Annotated in this window: 25 protein-coding genes; 15 read left to right on the plus strand and 10 right to left on the minus strand. The window is 45.2% G+C overall.

Annotated features, from left to right (window positions below; genetic code table 11):
- Positions 1-36 precede the first annotated feature (36 nt).
- Both F0319_RS04350 and rluE read right to left on the minus strand, forming a co-directional pair.
- Positions 37-510, minus strand: coding sequence for an NUDIX hydrolase (locus F0319_RS04350; protein ID WP_149366360.1), 474 nt, complete (start codon positions 508-510; stop codon positions 37-39).
- 9 nt (positions 511-519) lie between these two features.
- Positions 520-1,173: a 23S rRNA pseudouridine(2457) synthase RluE gene (gene rluE, locus F0319_RS04355; RefSeq protein ID WP_111965565.1), complete on the minus strand. Its 654-nt coding sequence runs from the start codon at positions 1,171-1,173 to the stop codon at positions 520-522.
- A gap of 117 nt (positions 1,174-1,290) precedes the next feature.
- Between rluE and icd the strand changes: the two genes are divergently transcribed.
- The 3 genes from icd to F0319_RS04370 all read left to right on the plus strand — a co-directional run bounded on the left by icd (position 1,291) and on the right by F0319_RS04370 (position 3,992).
- Positions 1,291-2,541, plus strand: coding sequence for an NADP-dependent isocitrate dehydrogenase (gene icd / locus F0319_RS04360; protein WP_045327001.1), 1,251 nt, complete (start codon positions 1,291-1,293; stop codon positions 2,539-2,541).
- 414 nt (positions 2,542-2,955) lie between these two features.
- Entirely contained in the window at positions 2,956-3,438 is a 483-nt protein-coding gene (locus F0319_RS04365) for an outer membrane beta-barrel protein (protein ID WP_048980379.1), read from the plus strand.
- A gap of 17 nt (positions 3,439-3,455) precedes the next feature.
- The gene (locus tag F0319_RS04370; protein WP_047368302.1) at positions 3,456-3,992 is read left to right on the plus strand and encodes a response regulator transcription factor; all 537 of its coding nucleotides are present in this window, start codon (positions 3,456-3,458) and stop codon (positions 3,990-3,992) included.
- Positions 3,993-4,134: 142 nt separating this feature from the next.
- On the opposite strand, the gene F0319_RS04375 is transcribed toward F0319_RS04370, so the two are convergent.
- On the minus strand, positions 4,135-4,734 hold the full coding sequence (locus F0319_RS04375; protein WP_052686501.1) for a helix-turn-helix domain-containing protein: 600 nt from the start codon (positions 4,732-4,734) through the stop codon (positions 4,135-4,137).
- Between the two features lie 567 nt (positions 4,735-5,301).
- On the opposite strand from F0319_RS04375, the gene F0319_RS04380 reads away from it, so the two are divergent.
- Positions 5,302-6,594 (plus strand): MATE family efflux transporter, encoded by a 1,293-nt coding sequence (locus F0319_RS04380; protein WP_240168077.1) that lies wholly within the window; start codon positions 5,302-5,304, stop codon positions 6,592-6,594.
- 164 nt (positions 6,595-6,758) lie between these two features.
- On the opposite strand, the gene F0319_RS04385 is transcribed toward F0319_RS04380, so the two are convergent.
- The 6 genes from F0319_RS04385 to F0319_RS04405 all read right to left on the minus strand — a co-directional run bounded on the left by F0319_RS04385 (position 6,759) and on the right by F0319_RS04405 (position 11,852).
- On the minus strand, positions 6,759-7,886 hold the full coding sequence (locus F0319_RS04385; protein WP_087822352.1) for a site-specific integrase: 1,128 nt from the start codon (positions 7,884-7,886) through the stop codon (positions 6,759-6,761).
- Entirely contained in the window at positions 7,867-8,112 is a 246-nt protein-coding gene (locus tag F0319_RS04390; protein ID WP_071785721.1) for an excisionase, read from the minus strand. The genes F0319_RS04385 and F0319_RS04390 overlap by 20 nt, the downstream gene beginning before the upstream one ends.
- A gap of 52 nt (positions 8,113-8,164) precedes the next feature.
- Positions 8,165-10,648 (minus strand): 3'-5' exonuclease, encoded by a 2,484-nt coding sequence (locus F0319_RS04395; protein WP_149366342.1) that lies wholly within the window; start codon positions 10,646-10,648, stop codon positions 8,165-8,167.
- 176 nt (positions 10,649-10,824) lie between these two features.
- Positions 10,825-11,007 (minus strand): DUF1482 family protein, encoded by a 183-nt coding sequence (locus F0319_RS04400; RefSeq protein WP_087822354.1) that lies wholly within the window; start codon positions 11,005-11,007, stop codon positions 10,825-10,827.
- Entirely contained in the window at positions 11,004-11,126 is a 123-nt protein-coding gene (locus F0319_RS22470) for a hypothetical protein (RefSeq protein WP_010433050.1), read from the minus strand. The genes F0319_RS04400 and F0319_RS22470 overlap by 4 nt, the downstream gene beginning before the upstream one ends.
- A 306-nt stretch (positions 11,127-11,432) precedes the next feature.
- Positions 11,433-11,852, minus strand: coding sequence for a helix-turn-helix domain-containing protein (locus F0319_RS04405; RefSeq protein WP_149366343.1), 420 nt, complete (start codon positions 11,850-11,852; stop codon positions 11,433-11,435).
- 77 nt (positions 11,853-11,929) lie between these two features.
- Between F0319_RS04405 and F0319_RS04410 the strand changes: the two genes are divergently transcribed.
- The 11 genes from F0319_RS04410 to F0319_RS04460 all read left to right on the plus strand — a co-directional run bounded on the left by F0319_RS04410 (position 11,930) and on the right by F0319_RS04460 (position 17,109).
- A complete protein-coding gene (locus F0319_RS04410; RefSeq protein ID WP_149366344.1) occupies positions 11,930-12,142 on the plus strand; it encodes a Cro/CI family transcriptional regulator in 213 nt (70 codons plus the stop codon).
- Positions 12,142-12,594, plus strand: a complete 453-nt coding sequence (locus tag F0319_RS04415; RefSeq protein ID WP_149366345.1) for a hypothetical protein — start codon at positions 12,142-12,144, stop codon at positions 12,592-12,594. Before F0319_RS04410 ends, F0319_RS04415 begins: the two co-directional genes overlap by 1 nt.
- Positions 12,595-12,616: 22 nt before the next feature.
- Positions 12,617-13,534, plus strand: a complete 918-nt coding sequence (locus tag F0319_RS04420; RefSeq protein WP_149366346.1) for a helix-turn-helix domain-containing protein — start codon at positions 12,617-12,619, stop codon at positions 13,532-13,534.
- 2 nt (positions 13,535-13,536) lie between these two features.
- Positions 13,537-14,277, plus strand: a complete 741-nt coding sequence (locus F0319_RS04425; RefSeq protein ID WP_149366347.1) for an ATP-binding protein — start codon at positions 13,537-13,539, stop codon at positions 14,275-14,277.
- Positions 14,278-14,294: 17 nt separating this feature from the next.
- Positions 14,295-14,588 carry a hypothetical protein gene (locus F0319_RS04430; RefSeq protein ID WP_188035083.1) on the plus strand — a complete coding sequence of 98 codons (294 nt, stop codon included), beginning with the start codon at positions 14,295-14,297 and terminating at the stop codon, positions 14,586-14,588.
- 9 nt (positions 14,589-14,597) lie between these two features.
- Positions 14,598-15,047 (plus strand): class I SAM-dependent methyltransferase, encoded by a 450-nt coding sequence (locus F0319_RS04435; protein ID WP_149366348.1) that lies wholly within the window; start codon positions 14,598-14,600, stop codon positions 15,045-15,047.
- Between the two features lie 204 nt (positions 15,048-15,251).
- The gene (locus tag F0319_RS04440; protein WP_149366349.1) at positions 15,252-15,575 is read left to right on the plus strand and encodes a hypothetical protein; all 324 of its coding nucleotides are present in this window, start codon (positions 15,252-15,254) and stop codon (positions 15,573-15,575) included.
- A 173-nt stretch (positions 15,576-15,748) separates the two neighbouring features.
- Positions 15,749-15,967: a hypothetical protein gene (locus F0319_RS04445; protein ID WP_149366350.1), complete on the plus strand. Its 219-nt coding sequence runs from the start codon at positions 15,749-15,751 to the stop codon at positions 15,965-15,967.
- A 144-nt stretch (positions 15,968-16,111) separates the two neighbouring features.
- The gene (locus tag F0319_RS04450) at positions 16,112-16,405 is read left to right on the plus strand and encodes a Ref family recombination enhancement nuclease (protein ID WP_149366351.1); all 294 of its coding nucleotides are present in this window, start codon (positions 16,112-16,114) and stop codon (positions 16,403-16,405) included.
- A complete protein-coding gene (locus F0319_RS04455; RefSeq protein WP_149366352.1) occupies positions 16,398-16,766 on the plus strand; it encodes a RusA family crossover junction endodeoxyribonuclease in 369 nt (122 codons plus the stop codon). The genes F0319_RS04450 and F0319_RS04455 overlap by 8 nt, the downstream gene beginning before the upstream one ends.
- The gene (locus tag F0319_RS04460; RefSeq protein ID WP_063453574.1) at positions 16,759-17,109 is read left to right on the plus strand and encodes an antiterminator Q family protein; all 351 of its coding nucleotides are present in this window, start codon (positions 16,759-16,761) and stop codon (positions 17,107-17,109) included. Before F0319_RS04455 ends, F0319_RS04460 begins: the two co-directional genes overlap by 8 nt.
- 430 nt (positions 17,110-17,539) lie before the next feature.
- Here the strand turns inward: F0319_RS04460 and F0319_RS04465 are convergent, their stop codons facing one another.
- Entirely contained in the window at positions 17,540-18,424 is an 885-nt protein-coding gene (locus tag F0319_RS04465; protein ID WP_063453573.1) for a DUF6731 family protein, read from the minus strand.
- Positions 18,425-18,549 lie beyond the last annotated feature (125 nt).

Below are 18,549 nucleotides of genomic sequence, written 5' to 3' on the forward strand. Positions count from 1 at the left end.
TACTCACGACATTGAACTTCAAGGCGGCGTATTCTATCACGCCCCCCCACCATTGGCACCCTCTGTAAACGGCCAGTTAAATGCGCCGATGACATCCAGCGGCAGGCGTCCGCCTGACTGCCAGCAGCGAATGCTTTCCGCAACCAGCGGCGAGCGCAGGTTTGGCGCGTTCAGGATCTCGTCGGCGGTGACCCACAGACAGCGGTCTATATCGTCATCGTGCGGCTCAGTGGCGCACGTTTCGCTAAGCTCAACGGCGAATAAAAAGCGCAGGAACGGGGTGCTGTCGGGCGCAATCCACTGGTGCATACGGATGAAGTGCTGGGGTTCAGCGTGAATGCCTGTCTCTTCCCACAGCTCGCGTTTTGCTGCCTCCAGCAGGGTTTCATTGGCTTCAAGGTGTCCGGCAGGCTGGTTCCACAGCGCTTTGCCGTTAATGCTCTCTTCGACAACCAGGAATTTACCCCGGGCGTGGACCACGCAGGCAACCGTAACATGAGGTTTAAACATCATTTCTCCTTAAGGGGCAGCGTCGCGCCATTCGCCGTTTGCCAGCGTATCCAGGGTGTAGCTGCCCATGGCGTAGCGAATCAGACGCAGGGTAGGGAAGCCGACATGTGCGGTCATGCGGCGAACCTGACGGTTGCGGCCTTCGTAAAGGGTGATTTTGAGCCAGCTGGTCGGGATGGATTTGCGTTCACGAATCGGCGGATTGCGCGGCCACAGCCACTCCGGTTCATTCACGCGTTCAATACCTGCGGGCAGTGTTGGGCCGTCGTTCAGCGTGACGCCTTTGCGCAATTTTTCCAGCGTTTGTTCGTCCGGCTCGCCTTCGACCTGGACGAAGTAAATTTTGCCGGTGCGTTTGCCCGGCTGCGTGAGCCTCGCCTGCAGCGCGCCGTCGTTGGTTAAGACCAGCAGGCCTTCGCTGTCGCGGTCCAGACGCCCGGCCGCGTAGACCCCCTGAACGGGAATAAAATCCTTCAGCGTGCTGCGCCCGGCTTCATCGGTAAACTGCGGCAAAACATCGTAGGGTTTATTGAACAAAATAACCCGCTTTGGCTGGGTTTCTTGCGGTCTTCTGGCGGCTTGTCGTGAGCTGAATCGCTCAACCCGGTGTTTTGTAAAAGAAGTTTTCTTCATGGTATTTTCAGGCGTTATCAATTGCCGCATTATAGCCTAATAACGAAGACCTTTCATGGCGCAGGACAATCAGGTACTATCGAAGGGCTCATTACAATTTATTAACATAAGATCAGTAACAACCAGAAGCGCTCGAAGGAGAGGTTAATGGAAAGCAAAGTAGTTGTTCCGGCGGAAGGTAAAAAGATCACCCTGCAAAACGGCAAGATTAACGTTCCTCACAATCCGATTATCCCGTTCATTGAAGGTGACGGAATCGGTGTAGACGTTACCCCGGCGATGCTGAAAGTGGTTGATGCCGCTGTTGAGAAAGCCTACAAAGGCGAGCGTAAAATTTCCTGGATGGAAATTTACACCGGTGAGAAATCTACTCAAGTTTATGGCCAGGACGTCTGGCTGCCAGCAGAAACGCTGGACCTGATCCGCGACTACCGCGTTGCTATTAAAGGCCCTCTGACGACGCCTGTTGGCGGCGGTATCCGTTCCCTGAACGTGGCACTGCGTCAGGAGCTGGACCTGTACGTGTGTCTGCGTCCGGTTCGTTACTATCAGGGCACCCCAAGCCCGGTTAAGCACCCTGAACTGACTGATATGGTTATCTTCCGCGAAAACTCAGAAGACATCTACGCGGGTATCGAATGGAAAGCGGACTCTGCTGACGCAGAAAAAGTGATTAAATTCCTGCGCGAAGAGATGGGCGTGAAGAAAATTCGCTTCCCTGAGCATTGTGGTATCGGCATCAAGCCATGTTCCGAAGAAGGGACCAAGCGTCTGGTGCGTGCGGCGATTGAATACGCTATCACCAACGACCGCGACTCTGTGACCCTGGTTCACAAAGGCAACATCATGAAGTTCACCGAAGGCGCGTTCAAAGACTGGGGCTACCAGCTGGCGACCGAAGAGTTCGGCGGTGAGCTGATCGACGGCGGCCCATGGCAGAAGATCAAAAACCCGAACACCGGCAAAGAGATCGTCATTAAAGATGTGATCGCCGATGCGTTCCTGCAGCAGATCCTGCTGCGTCCTGCAGAATACGACGTGATTGCCTGTATGAACCTGAACGGTGACTACATTTCTGACGCCCTGGCAGCGCAGGTTGGCGGTATCGGTATCGCCCCTGGCGCGAACATCGGTGACGAATGCGCCCTGTTCGAAGCGACCCACGGTACTGCACCAAAATACGCGGGTCAGGACAAAGTGAACCCGGGCTCTATCATCCTGTCCGCAGAGATGATGCTGCGTCATATGGAATGGTTCGAAGCCGCAGACCTGATTGTCAAAGGTATGGAAGGCGCGATTAACGCGAAAACCGTCACCTATGATTTCGAACGTCTGATGGAAGGCGCTAAGCTGCTGAAATGCTCAGAGTTTGGCGACGCGATTATCGCGAACATGTAATCCAGATTCTAGGTTAAACTGGAACGGGAGCCGATTGGTTCCCGTTTTTATTATTAGTTTTCGAATGGTTATCAACAATTTATCAAAATAGATTATCAAAACCCTCTCTTAATCAGATGTTTTTTCCTATTATTTCCGCATTGGCCATAACAATTTACCGGACGGCATACAGGTTGCTATAAGCATATAATATGTATTCGGGCGTTGTAGTCTCCAAACTATCAGAAATGTATACAAACTCGGTTCTCATATCCTTTTGCTATTTTATCTGGGAATCACTGGTTCCTGCTGGTTTCCTTAGTCAATGTACAAAAATATACATTTCATTGTGTGATTATGATTTTTTTTTGCGTATTTATATGCTGGTAACACAATTTTATCTCTGTATATTTAAGAGAAATCTTTGGAGGATCTATGCATAAAATTAAGCTTGCAGTGCTATTTCTTTTTATTTTCGTTTTTAACACGACTGTATCTGCTAGTAATTCAATGTCTATGAATTATGCTATAGGCAAGAAAAATGGGGCAGAAAATATGCATGGATTGAATATCATGTTTAGACACGATATGAATGATTTCGCACTGGTCGCATCAGGCACTTATATACAGAATACCAGCGGCTCTGGATATTCTTATTTAAAGAATAAATATGCATCTATTATGCCGGGTATAGCATTTAACATTACGCAAGATATAAACTTATATGGGCTTGCTGGTCTTGCTTCTGGCTCAAAAATGACACCTAATCAAACACATGAGGTTTACGGGGCTGCTTTTGGTGCTGGTTTTTTTTACAATTTAACAGACAACATTCAATTTAATTCAGGATATGAATTGGGTCTTATTGATAACAAAGAAATAAATACTTTCATCATTGGGATAGGATATTTGTTTTGATTTTGAAGGTGAATAAAATGATCTCTAAAAAATTATTAAGAATATACGTTATTACTGACAATTATTTTTTATATCACGGCATCAGGGAACTTATTGAAGATTCAAAAGTTTTTGAATCTTATACATATAACGTTGAGCAAACCACAAAGCTTCCAACACTTATTTTTTATCATAAGTATCATACTCAAGATATTATTATTACAGATAACTTTTTACATTGTTATGCAGTTTCAAAATACAGACCAGAAAAAACTTTGATTTTACCATGTAATTACGACTTGGATAAATACATTGAGTGTTTTAATGATTTAACAGACCAAAATGACTTTCATGATATGCTTCATTTTAAAAAACTATCATCACAAGAGACTCTTTTGTTCACTTTGTTTTCTGAAGGAACAACAGATGACAACATTGCAATTATTCTTAACATAACAAAAAAGACAATAAGCACACATCGACGTAATATTTTGCAAAAGTTGAATTTAAAAAATAGACATGAACTTTATATGTATGCTCTGGCAACAAAGGAGGGGGTTTATGAGCATGTATAATACAATATCTATTTTATCGATAATGGTATTGATTCCATTCTCAATCTATTGTCTTTATGCTAATTATCGCATAAACGAAAAGAAGAGTATTGCATCAGAAACAACACCATTGTGGAGAAAGATTTTTCTGCCGCCTAAGTGATTAGTATTTTAGCGGTAGATTTTTAATGTTTAAAAGTTTTCCTCTGTGAATTTTAATATACCCCCCATCATTGAGGTCTTTTAGAACTTTATTTAAGGAGCTACGAGATATTGTACTTCTAGATAAAATAAATTTGAAAACTGAAATTTGAGATCTTTCATTTTCTGGTAATTCCCATATAGCTTCTAAGTTGTTTTTTATAATATCGTAGGCATTTTTTGATGAAAATCTTTGATCCCTTTTGAAAAAGTTTGAAGCGATTTCACAAGTCATTAAGAAAAAATGTTTCCACAAATTATTACTATCAGCTAGGCAGTTCAGTTCTATAGTTGGTATTGCTGTAAAGGTTGCATCCGTCGAAGCTCTGAAATAATGATAATCATTCTTTTCGAACATAAAAAATAACCCTAAAATATAAGGTGCATATACAGTGAAAATTAAAATATCGTCTGTTTTCCTATAAATATCTACTCTACCTTCGGTGAGAAAGTAAACATGTGGTTTATTATTGAGTGTGCTGTGTATCTGCTGTCCATTTGACGCATAAATGCGTATAAATTTGTTAGAAGCTTCAACAATCTCTAAGATATGGTCAAACATGATTTAATGCCTCTGCTATTATTTTCATTCTTAAAGTTTGATGTTAGGCAATCATATGATCTTTTTAGGGGATGGCAAGTTTAAATTTAAATATGTTCTTGTGTAATTATACATAATTTATTTATGAGTTAAATTACCAGCAGTTAATGCTGGGTTCGTCAAATATTATCAACCTATCATTCTCAATAGTCGTTAGGATGTGTGTTTTGTGTTAGTTGATTGTTTGGTAGGGTGCTAACAATTTATTTTATAACTATTTTAATATATAGTTTGCATACTAATGTTTTCCATGATTGAGTTTTGCTAAAAAACACTTCTGCAATTATATTTTTTGCGATATTTATACTAGTCTACTCATTCTGCTTTGAATTGTATTGGTTTTGAATTCAATGTTAAAAAGAGGATTGAATATGTTATTTCTACTTTCATGTATTGTCTTATTGATACTGATAGTTGCTGTTGTTTACGTTATGCTATTTAATAAAAATAGCATGGATATTACGCAATTCATAGATTTACTATATAAAGATAATGAAGAGAAATAAATATTTAAAAGAGGTTGAGTAGGTGTTAACTAAAACTCAAAAAAATATCATTTGGATGATTACAGAAAAATCAATAGGCATAATTGGTCTTTTCTTTATAAACGCTTTAGTAGCTAAATACTTGGGGCCTGTAGTAATTGGGCAAATAGCAATCGCAACTGCGATTTTTCAAATTATTCAAGTTGCCGCGGTTTTTGGTAGCGATAGTATTTTCTATAAAAGAATAACCACAAACTTACTGGGCGGCATTCAATTAATGTTGCCTATATTCATATTGAGGAGTGCGGTATTTATATTTTTTGCATGTACTTGCATCATGATTTTAAATGTGCAAATGGATTTAACAGGTATGGTGTTAGTGCTGTCAATATGTTTGGCATATTACTTTTACACAATTGATACATATACAAGCTTTAATGAGTCATTGCTGAACTCTAGAATGAATGCTCTTGCAAACGTAACCGGACTTATTTTCGGTTTAGTAGTCAGAGCATTAATGGTTAAATATAAAGCTCCGGTTATCTTATTTGGGCTGCCTCTTATAATTATAAGCGCCACCCCTTACTTTTTGAAATTATTTATATTCCGGAAGGAATATAAAAGTAAAGTGACAATAAAATACAAAGTATTAAGAAAAAGGTTTTTTTACCTGAGTTATGCGGGTAGTATTCTCGTTATTCCTTCTGTTATTGCATCAATCTATCCGAGATTGAATTTACTTGTAATATCATTTTTGTATGGGGATCATGATGTCGGCATATATTCAGTTTCTCAAACTCTTGCTACTAGTTGGAATTTCATTTTGTTATCGTTGCTAACCTCTTGTCTACCGGCAATATTTCGAGAGAAAAACAAATCAAAAATAATCAATCTTGGTGCAAGACTGCATTTGAATATCATTTTACTGTCAATTCCGGTAATATTTCTGATGACGTTTTTGATAAGCTATATAATCTTCTACATATATGGTGGTGAGTATAATGAATCTATAGCGCCCTGCATTTTATTATGTTTTGCAACATTATTATCTACACTTGGAATGGCTTCATCAAAAATAATTGTTAAGCTTTCTGGATATAGATTTTTGCTATATAAAACTATATTTATTTTGGTTTTTAGTTTGGTGCTTTCTTATTTTTTTTCTCTAAGGTTCGGATTGATTGGTGCTGCCTTAGCGGTTATCATTACTGAAATTTTTTCTCTAACAATTTTCAACTACTTGTTCATGCAAGGTTTTATGTTGTTAGTGCATGTCGAAATAATCAAGGTTATTTGCGGATGCGTTCGGAAATTATTTAAAAAAAGCGTTAGATAAAGGTTAATAAAATGCAATCTTTATCTGAATGGGTTAAGATAAAAGTTTAAGTCTAAAATCTATTCTTTATAAAAGATATTAATCGTTATGTTTAATTAATTGGTAAGAAGTTTTGCAGTCCGATGGGGTTTTAAAAAAATAAATATAAAGGAGTGTATACTCCTTTATATAAATATTTTTATCCAATCTTTACCCCGATCATCATGATATCGAGCCGTTTGATTCGGTGACTTATGACCTAGCAACTTCTGAGTATCTATCCCTTGAATCTCATATAGTCTTTCCGCTAACGAGCGTTGTTCATGGAAAGTAGCTGGCGTGCCATCCCCCCAATTTATGTCTGATTTATCACGAGCCTTACTGAAGTTCATTGTTATTGTGTTCGACTTTACCTGGGCACCTCGTTCTGCCATTGAGGTTGCCCGAAAAAAGTGGATTAGGTATGGACTCACTGCATAGTCACGGCAACGTGCAACTACATCCCTCAAACTCCAGTCAATCGCGTTAAGCCTTAGGGATAGAGGGAGCGCTAGCTTGCTCCCTGTTTTCTCCTGAACGACATGCAGATGGTCATCCCAAATATCGCAAAACTTCATGTTGGAAATATCCCCAAGGCGTTGACCAGTAACGAGAGCCAATAGCATTGCATTGCCCATGTATTGATGTTGGGCATCAGCTATCGCGAAAATCTTTTGCCATTCGTCGAGGTTTAGACGTTGTCGGGTAACTCGCCGGCGCGGTTGTTTTGTAGCAAGAGCCGGGTTATAACCCGGCGGTACCTCGCCATAATGTTGGGCTTCCTTGAAAACATCGATTAAAACAGAGCGGATTACCTGGGCCATCCTTGGTTGACCTTCTGCAACATAGGACTCCAGTATCTGGGCAACATCCCGAACATCGACGGATGAAATCAATTTCATTCCCACGCTCTCACGAAGTAGGGCTACTGGTTTAGCCTTTTGCTTATGAGTGTTCGGCTTGATATCACCGTTCTCCAGTCTTTCATCCTGAATTTTCCAATAACGATCTAACCACGTATTTGTTGTTATCGCCTTTCCTTTGCTGGAGGCGATCTTGTCGCTTATAGCCAAAACCTGCCTGGTGCGCTGTTCAGCTAGTCGCTCATTGGCTTCGATTGCTATTGCTGTTGCTTCGGCCTCGTTAGTTCCAAGACTATGAAACTTACCTGTAACGGGATGCTTATACCGCCAGTAGATTTTATTTACCTTACGACTGTAGAGTGGATAAAGATTAGGTATCTTAACGTTGTTTTTACGTGGTCGGGCAGCCATCAGACAGTATCCTTTGAAGCATAGGAGAATCAGATTTTTTAATAACGGGCTGGGTTAAATTACCTGTAATCTCGGCATCTTCTCTTACCCGCCAGTATCTTCCTTCTTTGGTGGCCGGGGGAGTGAACATGCTCTCTTTAGCGTATCGGCGTAAAGTATTCAGGCTTGGAGGGTTACTCCGGTATTTTTCCGCAGCCCATTCTTCTAAAGTCAGCATTTGAAGCATGTGATTTACCTCATAATGGCCCATATTCGGGCCATATTCTGAAATTAAAAAATCAGTGTTCAGTCAGACGCTGCCAGATTGCTGACACGTATTTGACCTGGTGAAGCGCATCCGAAATAGCCTTGTGAGGTTCTCCATCAAATAGGATTTCATAGCGAGGCTCGCAGCCAACGGCTTTACCCAACTCGACAACAGTTCTTACATCCCGGTTATTCCAGAACTTCCATGGGCAGGTGATCCCCGTTCGGTCATAAGATGCCTCAAGCAGGACATTGTCATAAGTGGCACCATTCCCCCAGACCTGTACAGAATCAGGACCGTTATCCGCATTCTCGGCTATAAACTCATTTAGCTGCAGTAAGGCATCATCGAGCGGAATAGCATCATCTATCACTAATTCTGAACGAGCTTCAGGCGACGCTTTAAGCCAGAAGATTATGGTAGATGCTTCAGGAACCCCGCCGCTGGCCATGGAAGATTCCAGGCTAATCACTTTGTAAAACTCCGAACCGGTATTACCTGTAGATGGATCAAAGAACACGGCTCCGATAGATACGACTGGTGAATCAGCCTTTTTGCCAAAAGCTTCAATGTCGATCATAAGGTGTGTATAGAGCATTTCAGGCTCGGTATGATTATGATGACCGGAATCATTATTTATGGCAGTTGTGCTGCTATAACTTTCAGTCGCGCTTGCGCTTGAGATAGTTTCTTCCGTGCCTTCTGATAACGCATCACCGTTCAGGGTTTCATCATTGCCAGTTTCTTCCATCTGCACATTATCAACGTACTCCGCCGCGGTATTTTGTCGGTCGATTACAGCGTTGCTGGTGGCCAGCCCTTCAATAGAAAAAAGACCATTACCAACTTTTTCGAGAACCGGTAGCGTGCCGCCGTCGACTTGTGCCCCTTCATTCTGGCCGCCAGTTTCAAAAGCAGAATCAGTCACTACCTCGTTTGTCCAGCTCACTTCAGGGTTATGGCGCGCAGCCGCAAGAGTTTCGTCTGATGGAGCAGAATGATCGCTTTCAGTCAGGTTTGCGTTAATGAATCCGCTGAGACGTGACGGATACAGGTAATGCTCCGGGTGAGCGCTACGGATAAGTGCAAAGATAGCCGCACGCGAGTAATCCAAAACTCCCGGGGTTGCACGAAGGGCTTTAGACCATTCCTTGAACGGACTTTCTTTTTTACTAACAATCTCTTTTGCACGACGGAAAACACCACCAGGGATATCGTAAATGTTGAAATCCATTGGTAGCGTTGCCAGTGCAATCTCTAAATCGAGAGTGTCAAGATCATGTTTAAGGTCAGGGTTTCTGTCAGTCTTGTTGCCTCCGCCAGCATTCGTACCGCTTTCAGTACGCTGTATTTCTGCAACGCGATTGCCTTTGGCCCATTCTTTTACCAGCAGGCCGCGGTCAATGTAATCAGTCGCCGCCCAGATTCTGGTGAATCGGAGAACCAAAGCGAGTTCGTGACGCTTTTCCTGGTTGAACACTTTGCGAATGGCGTCGGTATAGCGCCATAGGTCTTTGGTGTCGTAACCTTTAACCTGTTCGCAGTTTTCTGCCGCCAGCAGCAGGTTCTGGACATAGCTGTTGTCAGTGTCCATCTCCAGCGCGCTGATACCTTCGTATTCTTCGCGGCTTAAGTGGTGGCGCAGTTCGTCGGCGGTGAACTGGGCGAGTACCTGCTTGCGGAAGGGCATGCGAACGACTGGATAACGTGTGGTTTCATCATCATTCTCGTCAATCTGGATACCGTTATCAGGTTCAAGACCCTGATTTGCTATAACACCGGTGTCGCTGGTGCTTTCAGATTTCACATGGGTAAATTTGCCGCTGCGCCAGGCTTCCACTAATTGGTTGCGATCGCTGGCATCTGCTTTAGCCCAGTCAGCCATGAATGCAGCGATATTTTCAGTTTCGTGTGCTTCATCTGGCGCGAAAACCAGCTTAATCGCCTGAACAAGTTTCCACTCAGCGTTCAGGCTGAGTTCGGCAACTTCAGGGATGTCGCTCTTCGCCAGCAGCAGGTTCTTAAGATAGGTGTTGCCTTCATCCAGTGACATTTCGCTGGCAGCCAGCTGCTGCTCTTTTGTGATGTGTGATTGATACTTGTCGCTGGTCAGGTGAACGGCAAAACGTACTGATGGAGTGCGGTTTTCAAGCGGGACACTCTCGACGGTTGTTTCAACTGTACTGGTCGCTTCCGGAGCGGCAGTGTTGTTGTCCACGGCTCCAGTAGACTCAGCACCAGCCTTTGGCAGCCAGGTGCGTCCATCGTCCTGGAGTTCGTAGCGTTTGCACCAGGTGTAATCCACTGTGCATTCTTCAGGCAGGTCGTCATAAACCGGAAAATCGGTACGTACAGGCTTGCTATAATCCTTGCCCCGGCCGGTTTCAATACCAGCATCTTCCAGCTCAACATCCAGCTGCAAATTGGCTCGTGCTTCTGATTTAGCCGTGAACCAGATAACGGCATCTTCTTTGCCGGATTTCTGCGTTGCCTTGATTAAATGAAAGAATTCCATATCGGGTCCTTAATTTTGGTTGTAAGATACCCGCAGCTAGTGATTGCCGCCTTGGGTAGTGGTCATTGGTCGAAACTCGATTCCGGTAAGCTTTGGTCGGCTGACCGGGTACTTAACCCGCCTTGCGCGGGTTTTGTGCTTTAAGGGGCTGGTAGCAGCCATTGGTCACAACTCGATTAAAATTTGAAAGCTGGCTGATGGTCGTCAGCTGATTTGTACGGGTAACACTCTCCTTTAACGTGCTGCTCTTTGGCAGCTGAATTACAACCAGCTTCTGTTTGGTAAACACCAAGCATGATGTCTGAGCATTCCCCGGTGAGGGCACAGACGGTAACGATCAGGGCAAAGAACGAGCTCATGCTTTAAGCTCTGGATTGCCTTTCTGTGCCAGTAAGTAGCAAAGCTTACGAACCAGAACTTCAAACAAATTTAAGCGAACGGCTTGGCAGCCAGCTTTTTTGCGTGCGAAATCGATCATGGTTAACTCCTGTGTGCCTTTAAGGCCAAACTGGCGGAACGGTAAACCTGCTGCGCGATTGTCTTTCCATCTCATCCGGTGTTTAGTATGTCGCCGGCAGCTACTTCATGGGCGTCCTGCTTGTTCGCTCTGTTTACCCTTATCGCCGGGTAGGCGGAACGTTTACTGATTACTGCTGTTAAGTTTTGATAACGCTAATTGTTATTTAAACCTAACAAATCGTCAAGTATAAATTTCGCAAAACCTAACATAAGGGGGCGGAAAACGCAAAAAGGCCGCTGTTGGAGCGGCCTATGAGGGTGAAAATTATTTGATGTCGAGGTTTTTGAGGATCTGCAGGATTTCTTCTTTGCTTTTGGTTTTTATGAGGTCATTGAACGTTTGATCATAGTCCTTGACCTTGTCCCGCAAATTGATGATGTGTTGTTCTTTCTCTGCATTAGGAAGCTTGTCGAAGAGCTCTAAAAGCTGATGCTGCTGTGGGGATAACAATCTGTAGGATTCGGCTGGTGGTGGTTCATACCCCTCATCACCCTTAATAATCCAGCCCGGCTCTACGTTCAGTGCTGCAGCTAGTTTGAATAGGTTATCGCCTCTCGGTGAGGTTTCATCACGTTCCCACTGAGAGATTGTGACATGGGCAACCCCAGCCTGTTTACCTAGGCTGCGCTGGGTATATTTCAAGGCAGAGCGTCGCTCTTTTATACGCTGACCGATCGTTTTCATAGTTCGGAAATCCTAACGCGCATTGACTCTTGTTTCCTTAACATATAAAGTTAGGAAAACTTACCAAGGAGAACCCAATGAAAACCGAAGATGTAATAAAACACTTTGGGAAAAAAGCCAATGTAGCGAGAGCTCTCAACATCGCTCGATCCTCTGTCAGTGAATGGGGTGAGTTGGTCCCTGAACGACGAGCCGCGCGACTAGAAAAGATAACGGGTGGTGCATTGAAGTACGACTCAGTTTTGTATGAGCACAAAGATAACCCAAAAGATTCAAAGGAGTCTGAGTGATGGAAATCAAAAAACTAGCATGTGAGCTGGAGTCCTGGGCTCAGGAAAAGGGATGGAAGACGGTCACGCAGCTTATAACCCCGCATCACTTTGGCGATCTGCTTCAGCCATTGGATAACGTGACGGACCCTGACGAGTACGCGCGGCGCTTGCACAACAACAAGCAAATTATTCAGCGTGCATTCCGCAACAATACGCCTAACTACCTGAAACAGGCGGAAGTCCTGAGCTATGCCATCCGCACAGCCATTGATAACGAGCTGAAGCAGAAAGACTGCATGCTCTACCGGGCCGCCAAGGTTAACAAAGAGTGTATCGAAGCCACCAACGCGGTATTCACTGGGAAACCGCAACCGGTAATCCGCCGCGAGACTCTGGAAGCTATCGACGCGCTGGCGCAGCTGGTCGGCGTCAAAGTGAAGCTGGTTTCTACTTCTTCAAACGTAGCCTAGTTCAGCTGTATCGAGGTGTTCTATGAGCATGGAACTGATGGTTCAGGCGATGAAGGTCAAGGTAGGAAACCCGCTTCGTAAGCTTGTCCTGCTAAAGCTGGCCGATAACGCAAGTGACCAGGGCGAATGCTGGCCGAGCTATCAGCATATCGCTGATCAGTGTGAGATCAGCCGTCGTTCCGTTATGAATCATGTTGCCGCGCTTTGCGAGTCTGGACTGATGCGAAAAGAAACCAGATCGGGGCCGAAAGGCAATGGCAGCAACTTCTACCGACTAACCCTGAGCGGTGCAAATACCAGTGCGAGGGTAGTGCAGGAGATTCACCAGGATGGTGAAGCAAATTCATCAGGGGCTGGTGCAGGAAATTCACCAGATGGTGCAGCACATTCACTAGGGGATAGTGAAGGAGATTCACCCAGAATCAGTCACTCTTCTGAACCAGTCAAAGAACCAGAAAATAATTCTAGTCCGGATGCTTCGCAGTCCGACGGGAAGATTTCAAAAGCAGAATTTTTAAATCGTCACCCGGAAGCAGCGGTTTGTAGCCCTGCTAAACGCCAGTGGGGTAGCCAGGAAGATTTGACCTGTGCGCAATGGATTTGGAAGCGCGTGCTGAAACTCTACGAGGAGGCCGCAACCTTTGACGGCGAGATCGTTCGTCCGAAAGAGCCGAACTGGACGGTCTGGGCGAATGACGTTCGTCTGATGCGCACCCTTGATGGCCGTAGCCACAAGCAAATTTGTGAAATGTTCAAGCGCGTTCAGAGCGATACGTTTTGGGTTCGCCAGGTGAAATGCCCGGCCAAACTCCGCGAAAAATGGGATGACCTGATTATCCGCCTGTCGGCACCGGGCACAGGACATTACCAGGCTGGTGGACGGGATATCAATCAGATCTCCCGTCCAGATAACACCGTTCCGCCAGGATTCAGGGGGTAAGCATGCAAAACGCAGGTTCCATTCTCGATCGCCTTCGCCGCGTAATTCCGCAAGGCGTAGAACCCAAATTCAAGAACGCTGCAGAGCTGATGGCCTGGCAGCGTGAGGAAGGGCAGAAACGTGCGGCTGAGGTGGACAAACTCAACCAGCAGGCACGAGCAGAGAAAATTTTCGGGCGATCCGGGATCCAGAACCTGCACCGCAGCTGCAGTTTCGCGAATTACACGGTGAACGGCGATGGACAGCGCCATGCCCTGAGTATGGCAAAGAGTTATGCGCAAAATTTTGGAACCGGCTTTGCGAGCTTCGTTTTCACAGGAAAGCCAGGCACGGGGAAAAACCACCTCTCAGCGGCGATCGGAAATTATCTGCTGAAACAGGGGCGAACGGTTCTGATTGTGACCGTGCCGGACCTGACCCTGCGCGCCAGGGCCTGTTATGACGAAGGTCGTTCTGAAGCCGCGCTGCTGGATGACCTCTGCAAAGTGGATTTGCTGGTGCTCGACGAAGTAGGTATTCAGCGCGACAGCCGCGGCGAGAAAGTTTTGTTGAACCAGATTATCAATCGCCGGCTGGCCGCTATGCGCCCCGTTGGCGTTCTGACCAACCTGAATTACGACGCGTTGGTAGAAACCCTGGGTGAAAGGGTTATTGACCGCCTGCGCATGGATAACGGCATTTGGGTGAACTTTGACTGGGAGAGCTACCGCGGAAACGTTAGCCACCTGAGGCCTGTTAAGTAAATTTTGAGGAGAAAATTATGGAATCAGTAATCGACGCACTGAAAGCAATGGGTAAAGCAACCTACCTCGATGTAGCAGCCCGCCTGGATATCGAGCCCGTAGAGGCACTGAAAATGCTTCGCGAGCAGAAAGAAGAGGGGTTGTGCGATTTCTTCGATGGATCATGGTCGGTGGGGACCGCGAAGGAGCAAAAGCCGAAGCGTATCCGAGCCAAGCAACCATCGCCGCTGGTGGAGAGGATATTGTCAGCAATGCAGGGGCAGGGAGCTATGAGCGCTAATCAGGTCGCAGAAAAGCTGGGTATGTGCTGAGGTTCCCGCATGTTCTGGTTCAACAAACGCGATACGCGCACGCTCTTCGCCGATATTCGCAGCGAAGAGCACGAATTATTCGACGGCCGCCGCCTTGTTATCCGTCCTGATTTGATTGCTGACTTCCGCGCGCTGCCGTTCGCAGATGCGTCGTTTCCGGTTGTTGTGTTTGATCCTCCACATCTTGAGCGTGTCGGTCAAACGGCATGGATGGGGAAAAAATATGGTCGATTGAACAAAAATACATGGCGTTCAGATCTGCGCGCCGGTTTCAAAGAGGCATTCCGAGTTTTGCGGCCACATGGTGTGCTTATTTTCAAATGGAATGAAACGCAAATCCCGGTGATCCAGATTTTGGAGCTTACTGACGAGAAACCTGCGATCGGCCAGCGTACCGGGAAGAACGACAAAACCCACTGGATTATTTTCGTGAAGGGGCCTGCAACACACTTGCAGTAGGTGAAACAGTGTATCTGATGGAGCTGTTATCAGGGGCTATATGGCTGGTGGTTTTAATCCTGCTGGTGGTGCTGGCTATGAGAAGAATTGATTACTGATTAAGCACTTACCCGCTTCGGCGGGTTTTTTGCGCCCAATATCTTGACCCTCGTTTTTTTGATGTTACTGTATAAATATACAGTTAATTATCAGGGGGTGGTTATTATGGGTTTTCCATCACCAGCAGCAGACTATGCAGTACAGACTTTCACTATCGCCAGCCTTCACGGCTATGACGGCAACTGCCGAACCATCGAAACATCAGCCGGGTACGCGATCATAAACGTCGCCAGAAAGCCGGAAGTGGGTGACACCATCCTGATTTCGTTCTGCGGCAGTCTGGATTTCGCAAAAGTCCAGGGGAAAGCGCTGATCACTCAGGATGGAGAGGCTATCGAGGGTGATGCGCTGGACGATGCAACCGTAATGGGCGTGATAACGCACCTCCTAAATCGTGTGACAGATACCGATGATCGGCCTGTGATTTAAAAAGCAGGACCTGAGTACTGTGTTTTGAAAGCAGATCGGTTAGACAGGTCAATTATGGTTAATTGATCTTTCTAACCTATTAGACATCTGGTTAGCGGAAACCTAAATGAAATCAGTTACAGGGAGAAAAGGACCGCCCCCGCAAGGGGAAATCCATTTTTAGGGAATTGCCCATGAAATTGAATGAATTTGCTGCCGGTCTCACCAAAGACGGAATGCTTGTTTTATGTCTTACTGATGGTGAAATAACAGACTACCTGGTGACCAGCAAGGCATTACGCACACTGATTCGCCGGGAAGGAGGCGGGCTTTCAGCCCAGATTCTGGATGATGAAGATCGGATTATCAACTTGAACTCCCTGCCAGAAGCACTTAAGGTTCTCAAGCAGTAGGTGTTGATTTATAATAATCAAACGGGCTGAACACCCACTGATTACTGCGCCAACCTGAGGAATCAAAATGGCGCAGAGCATTACCCTAAACAACCCTCACCGCCCGTCTATGTGCGGTGTTTCTGCTTATGCTGGTGGTCCAGCATGAAGAAAGCAGATAGCCTCCATCTTTCGCGTGTGGCCGCATTGGGCTGCATCGTGTGCAGAAATCAGAAACTGGGCGAAACGCCTGCGGAAATCCACCACATCCGAACCGGGCAGGGCGCAAGCCAGCGCGCTGACCATCGGAAATCAATTCCTCTGTGCCATATGCACCATCGCAACGGCGGTTATGGTGTGGCCATTCATGCTGGTCGTAAGCAATGGGAGAGAAACTTCGGTACCGAGTTGCAGCTGCTGGAGCAGGTCCAGTTAGAGCTGGGAGTGTTCTATGCCTAAATACATCATCACCCCAGTTGGAAAACCCCGCATGACACGCCGCGATAAGTGGAAGCAGCGTCCGCCGGTGATGCGCTATCGCATGTTCTGCGATGAAGCCAGTCTGCATGGAATCCAGGTACCGGAGAGCGGCGCCCATATCACCTTCGTTTTGCCGATGCCGACGAGCTGGAGCAAGAAGAAGCGCGCAGCTATGGACGGTCAACCCCATCAGCAAAAGCCCGATCTGGACAACTTAAAAAAATCTCTGTTGGACGCCTTGTTTGAGGATGATTCCCACATTTGGGACGCTAGGACATCAAAACTATGGGGCGAAACCGGAATGATACTTATCGAAGACATTGGAGAGAAAAATGCGTGACATGTACGAGGTAATGGATCGCTGGGGAGCCTGGGCTGCTGCTGATAGCAGTGGTGTCGACTGGCAGCCTATCGCTGCTGGTTTTAAAGGATTACTACCGCACGGTAAAAAGTCACGCCTGCAATGTGATGACGATGAGGGAATTAAGATTGATGGTTGCGTTACACGACTAAAGTACTACGAGCCTGAAGAGTATGAGTTGGTTATTGCTCATTTTGTGATCGGTATTTCACTGAGAGCTATTGCGAAAAAAAGGAAATGCTCAGATGGAACGATTCGAAAAGAGCTACAAACCGCATTAGGATTCATTAGCGGTGTTATGCTTATGGTAGAAAGTAGATAATATTAAGGAGTCGCTTATACTACGGCGACTCCACTATTTAATGTTTAATACCACCATTGAAAATCGTCGACCTGCTTCTATAAGATAAAGGATACTTATACAAAGGAAAAATATTATCATGTAGAAGAAACACTTGATCAAATAGTCTTGGGATACGAGACATATTAGACAAACTACAATCAGTGAAAGTAGAAATGCACATGTCATTATTGTATCCGCGATCAACCGTCTGTAGTGGCCAGTTTTGATCATATTTATAACTAGTCTTTTGTCCATCAATGCCGTTATTAGAGACATAGACGTGATCAAGAAGCCTAAGAGAGTTCCCGCTAATCCAGTAATAACCCCTGAGGCGCTCACTAACACCTCAACTTTTACACTATCTGATTTTAACCAAAATAATCCTACCACTAAGGCGCTTATAACAGACCTAGAGCAGAGCGTCTTCCATTGCACCAAAGTACCCATCTAACGCCTCCTGACATTCTGCTTTAGCTGTGTCAATGATACCATACATTGTAAAACTTGGAGGAAAATGAGAATTCGTCTCAACAGACTGCCACGAAAAAACCCGGTCAGCAACAAGATCGATAGGGTATTCAATACCATCCTCAAAAACATGAGCTCGAGCTGTAGTAGCCCCGGTACGCATCAAATTTCTTAAAGTCCTTTTTAATCGGTTAGTTAATCTTCCTTCAGTGTCTGCTCTTCTTAAATCCACCCCCATGCTGATTTTTAAGCTATCTGCATCTGCATCATTCATCATGCCGAGAATGCTGGAACCGAAATCATCATCTGGATAGAGTGCTGGATTTGTAGGCCTTGGCAAAGTGATTTCAATTTTTTTCAATTCAATATCACCGCTCATAAGACGCGCAATTGCGTCTGACTGTAAAATTGGCCCTGCTGAAACCCTGATACCAGCTGTACTACTTAAGAAATTGACGAATTGATTGATTCCACTGGAATGGTTGTTCCTGTGCCAGGCGAGAATATTGTTTTCTTCGTAGTATATGAAAAAGTTCTTTTCAATAAGCCCTTCGCCATCCTCTAACTCTATCTGTTCTGCATCTTCGCCGGGGAGGCCAATCTCAGGGATGTCTGTATCCCTGAATTTCCGAAACTGTCCGCAAACACTCTCAGGGAACCGATCGAATACTAACCCCCAAACCTCACGTGTAAACCCGCCAATTTCAAATGATGTATCATATTCTTCATCTCTCAAAGCTTCGAAAAGATCGCGAACTGAAGCTAAATTTTGATTTGGCACAAGATTCAATTGAAAGAATTCAATTTTATATGAACGCTGAGGCATGTACTTTCCCTTTACAATTCTATAGGAGGTTTCCTAAAGCAGGCTGATTGAATCGCCACGGGTTTAACAGACACCTCAGAGTCATTTAAGATGACTTAAAGAGAGGTGCCCATGAGCGGTAAGCG

It is taken from the genome of Enterobacter vonholyi (assembly GCF_008364555.1).
GTDB lineage: Bacteria > Pseudomonadota > Gammaproteobacteria > Enterobacterales > Enterobacteriaceae > Enterobacter > Enterobacter vonholyi.

Coding starts and splice junctions, on each gene's coding strand:
- F0319_RS04350 (WP_149366360.1), bottom strand. CDS start 510: ATGTTTAAACCTCATGTTACGGTTGCCTGCGTGGTCCACGCCCGGGGT.
- rluE (WP_111965565.1), bottom strand. CDS start 1,173: ATGCGGCAATTGATAACGCCTGAAAATACCATGAAGAAAACTTCTTTT.
- icd (WP_045327001.1), top strand. CDS start 1,291: ATGGAAAGCAAAGTAGTTGTTCCGGCGGAAGGTAAAAAGATCACCCTG.
- F0319_RS04365 (WP_048980379.1), top strand. CDS start 2,956: ATGCATAAAATTAAGCTTGCAGTGCTATTTCTTTTTATTTTCGTTTTT.
- F0319_RS04370 (WP_047368302.1), top strand. CDS start 3,456: ATGATCTCTAAAAAATTATTAAGAATATACGTTATTACTGACAATTAT.
- F0319_RS04375 (WP_052686501.1), bottom strand. CDS start 4,734: ATGTTTGACCATATCTTAGAGATTGTTGAAGCTTCTAACAAATTTATA.
- F0319_RS04385 (WP_087822352.1), bottom strand. CDS start 7,886: ATGGCTGCCCGACCACGTAAAAACAACGTTAAGATACCTAATCTTTAT.
- F0319_RS04390 (WP_071785721.1), bottom strand. CDS start 8,112: ATGCTTCAAATGCTGACTTTAGAAGAATGGGCTGCGGAAAAATACCGG.
- F0319_RS04395 (WP_149366342.1), bottom strand. CDS start 10,648: ATGGAATTCTTTCATTTAATCAAGGCAACGCAGAAATCCGGCAAAGAA.
- F0319_RS04400 (WP_087822354.1), bottom strand. CDS start 11,007: ATGAGCTCGTTCTTTGCCCTGATCGTTACCGTCTGTGCCCTCACCGGG.
- F0319_RS22470 (WP_010433050.1), bottom strand. CDS start 11,126: ATGATCGATTTCGCACGCAAAAAAGCTGGCTGCCAAGCCGTTCGCTTA.
- F0319_RS04405 (WP_149366343.1), bottom strand. CDS start 11,852: ATGAAAACGATCGGTCAGCGTATAAAAGAGCGACGCTCTGCCTTGAAA.
- F0319_RS04410 (WP_149366344.1), top strand. CDS start 11,930: ATGAAAACCGAAGATGTAATAAAACACTTTGGGAAAAAAGCCAATGTA.
- F0319_RS04415 (WP_149366345.1), top strand. CDS start 12,142: ATGGAAATCAAAAAACTAGCATGTGAGCTGGAGTCCTGGGCTCAGGAA.
- F0319_RS04420 (WP_149366346.1), top strand. CDS start 12,617: ATGAGCATGGAACTGATGGTTCAGGCGATGAAGGTCAAGGTAGGAAAC.
- F0319_RS04425 (WP_149366347.1), top strand. CDS start 13,537: ATGCAAAACGCAGGTTCCATTCTCGATCGCCTTCGCCGCGTAATTCCG.
- F0319_RS04430 (WP_188035083.1), top strand. CDS start 14,295: ATGGAATCAGTAATCGACGCACTGAAAGCAATGGGTAAAGCAACCTAC.
- F0319_RS04435 (WP_149366348.1), top strand. CDS start 14,598: ATGTTCTGGTTCAACAAACGCGATACGCGCACGCTCTTCGCCGATATT.
- F0319_RS04440 (WP_149366349.1), top strand. CDS start 15,252: ATGGGTTTTCCATCACCAGCAGCAGACTATGCAGTACAGACTTTCACT.
- F0319_RS04445 (WP_149366350.1), top strand. CDS start 15,749: ATGAAATTGAATGAATTTGCTGCCGGTCTCACCAAAGACGGAATGCTT.
- F0319_RS04450 (WP_149366351.1), top strand. CDS start 16,112: ATGAAGAAAGCAGATAGCCTCCATCTTTCGCGTGTGGCCGCATTGGGC.
- F0319_RS04455 (WP_149366352.1), top strand. CDS start 16,398: ATGCCTAAATACATCATCACCCCAGTTGGAAAACCCCGCATGACACGC.
- F0319_RS04460 (WP_063453574.1), top strand. CDS start 16,759: ATGCGTGACATGTACGAGGTAATGGATCGCTGGGGAGCCTGGGCTGCT.
- F0319_RS04465 (WP_063453573.1), bottom strand. CDS start 18,424: ATGCCTCAGCGTTCATATAAAATTGAATTCTTTCAATTGAATCTTGTG.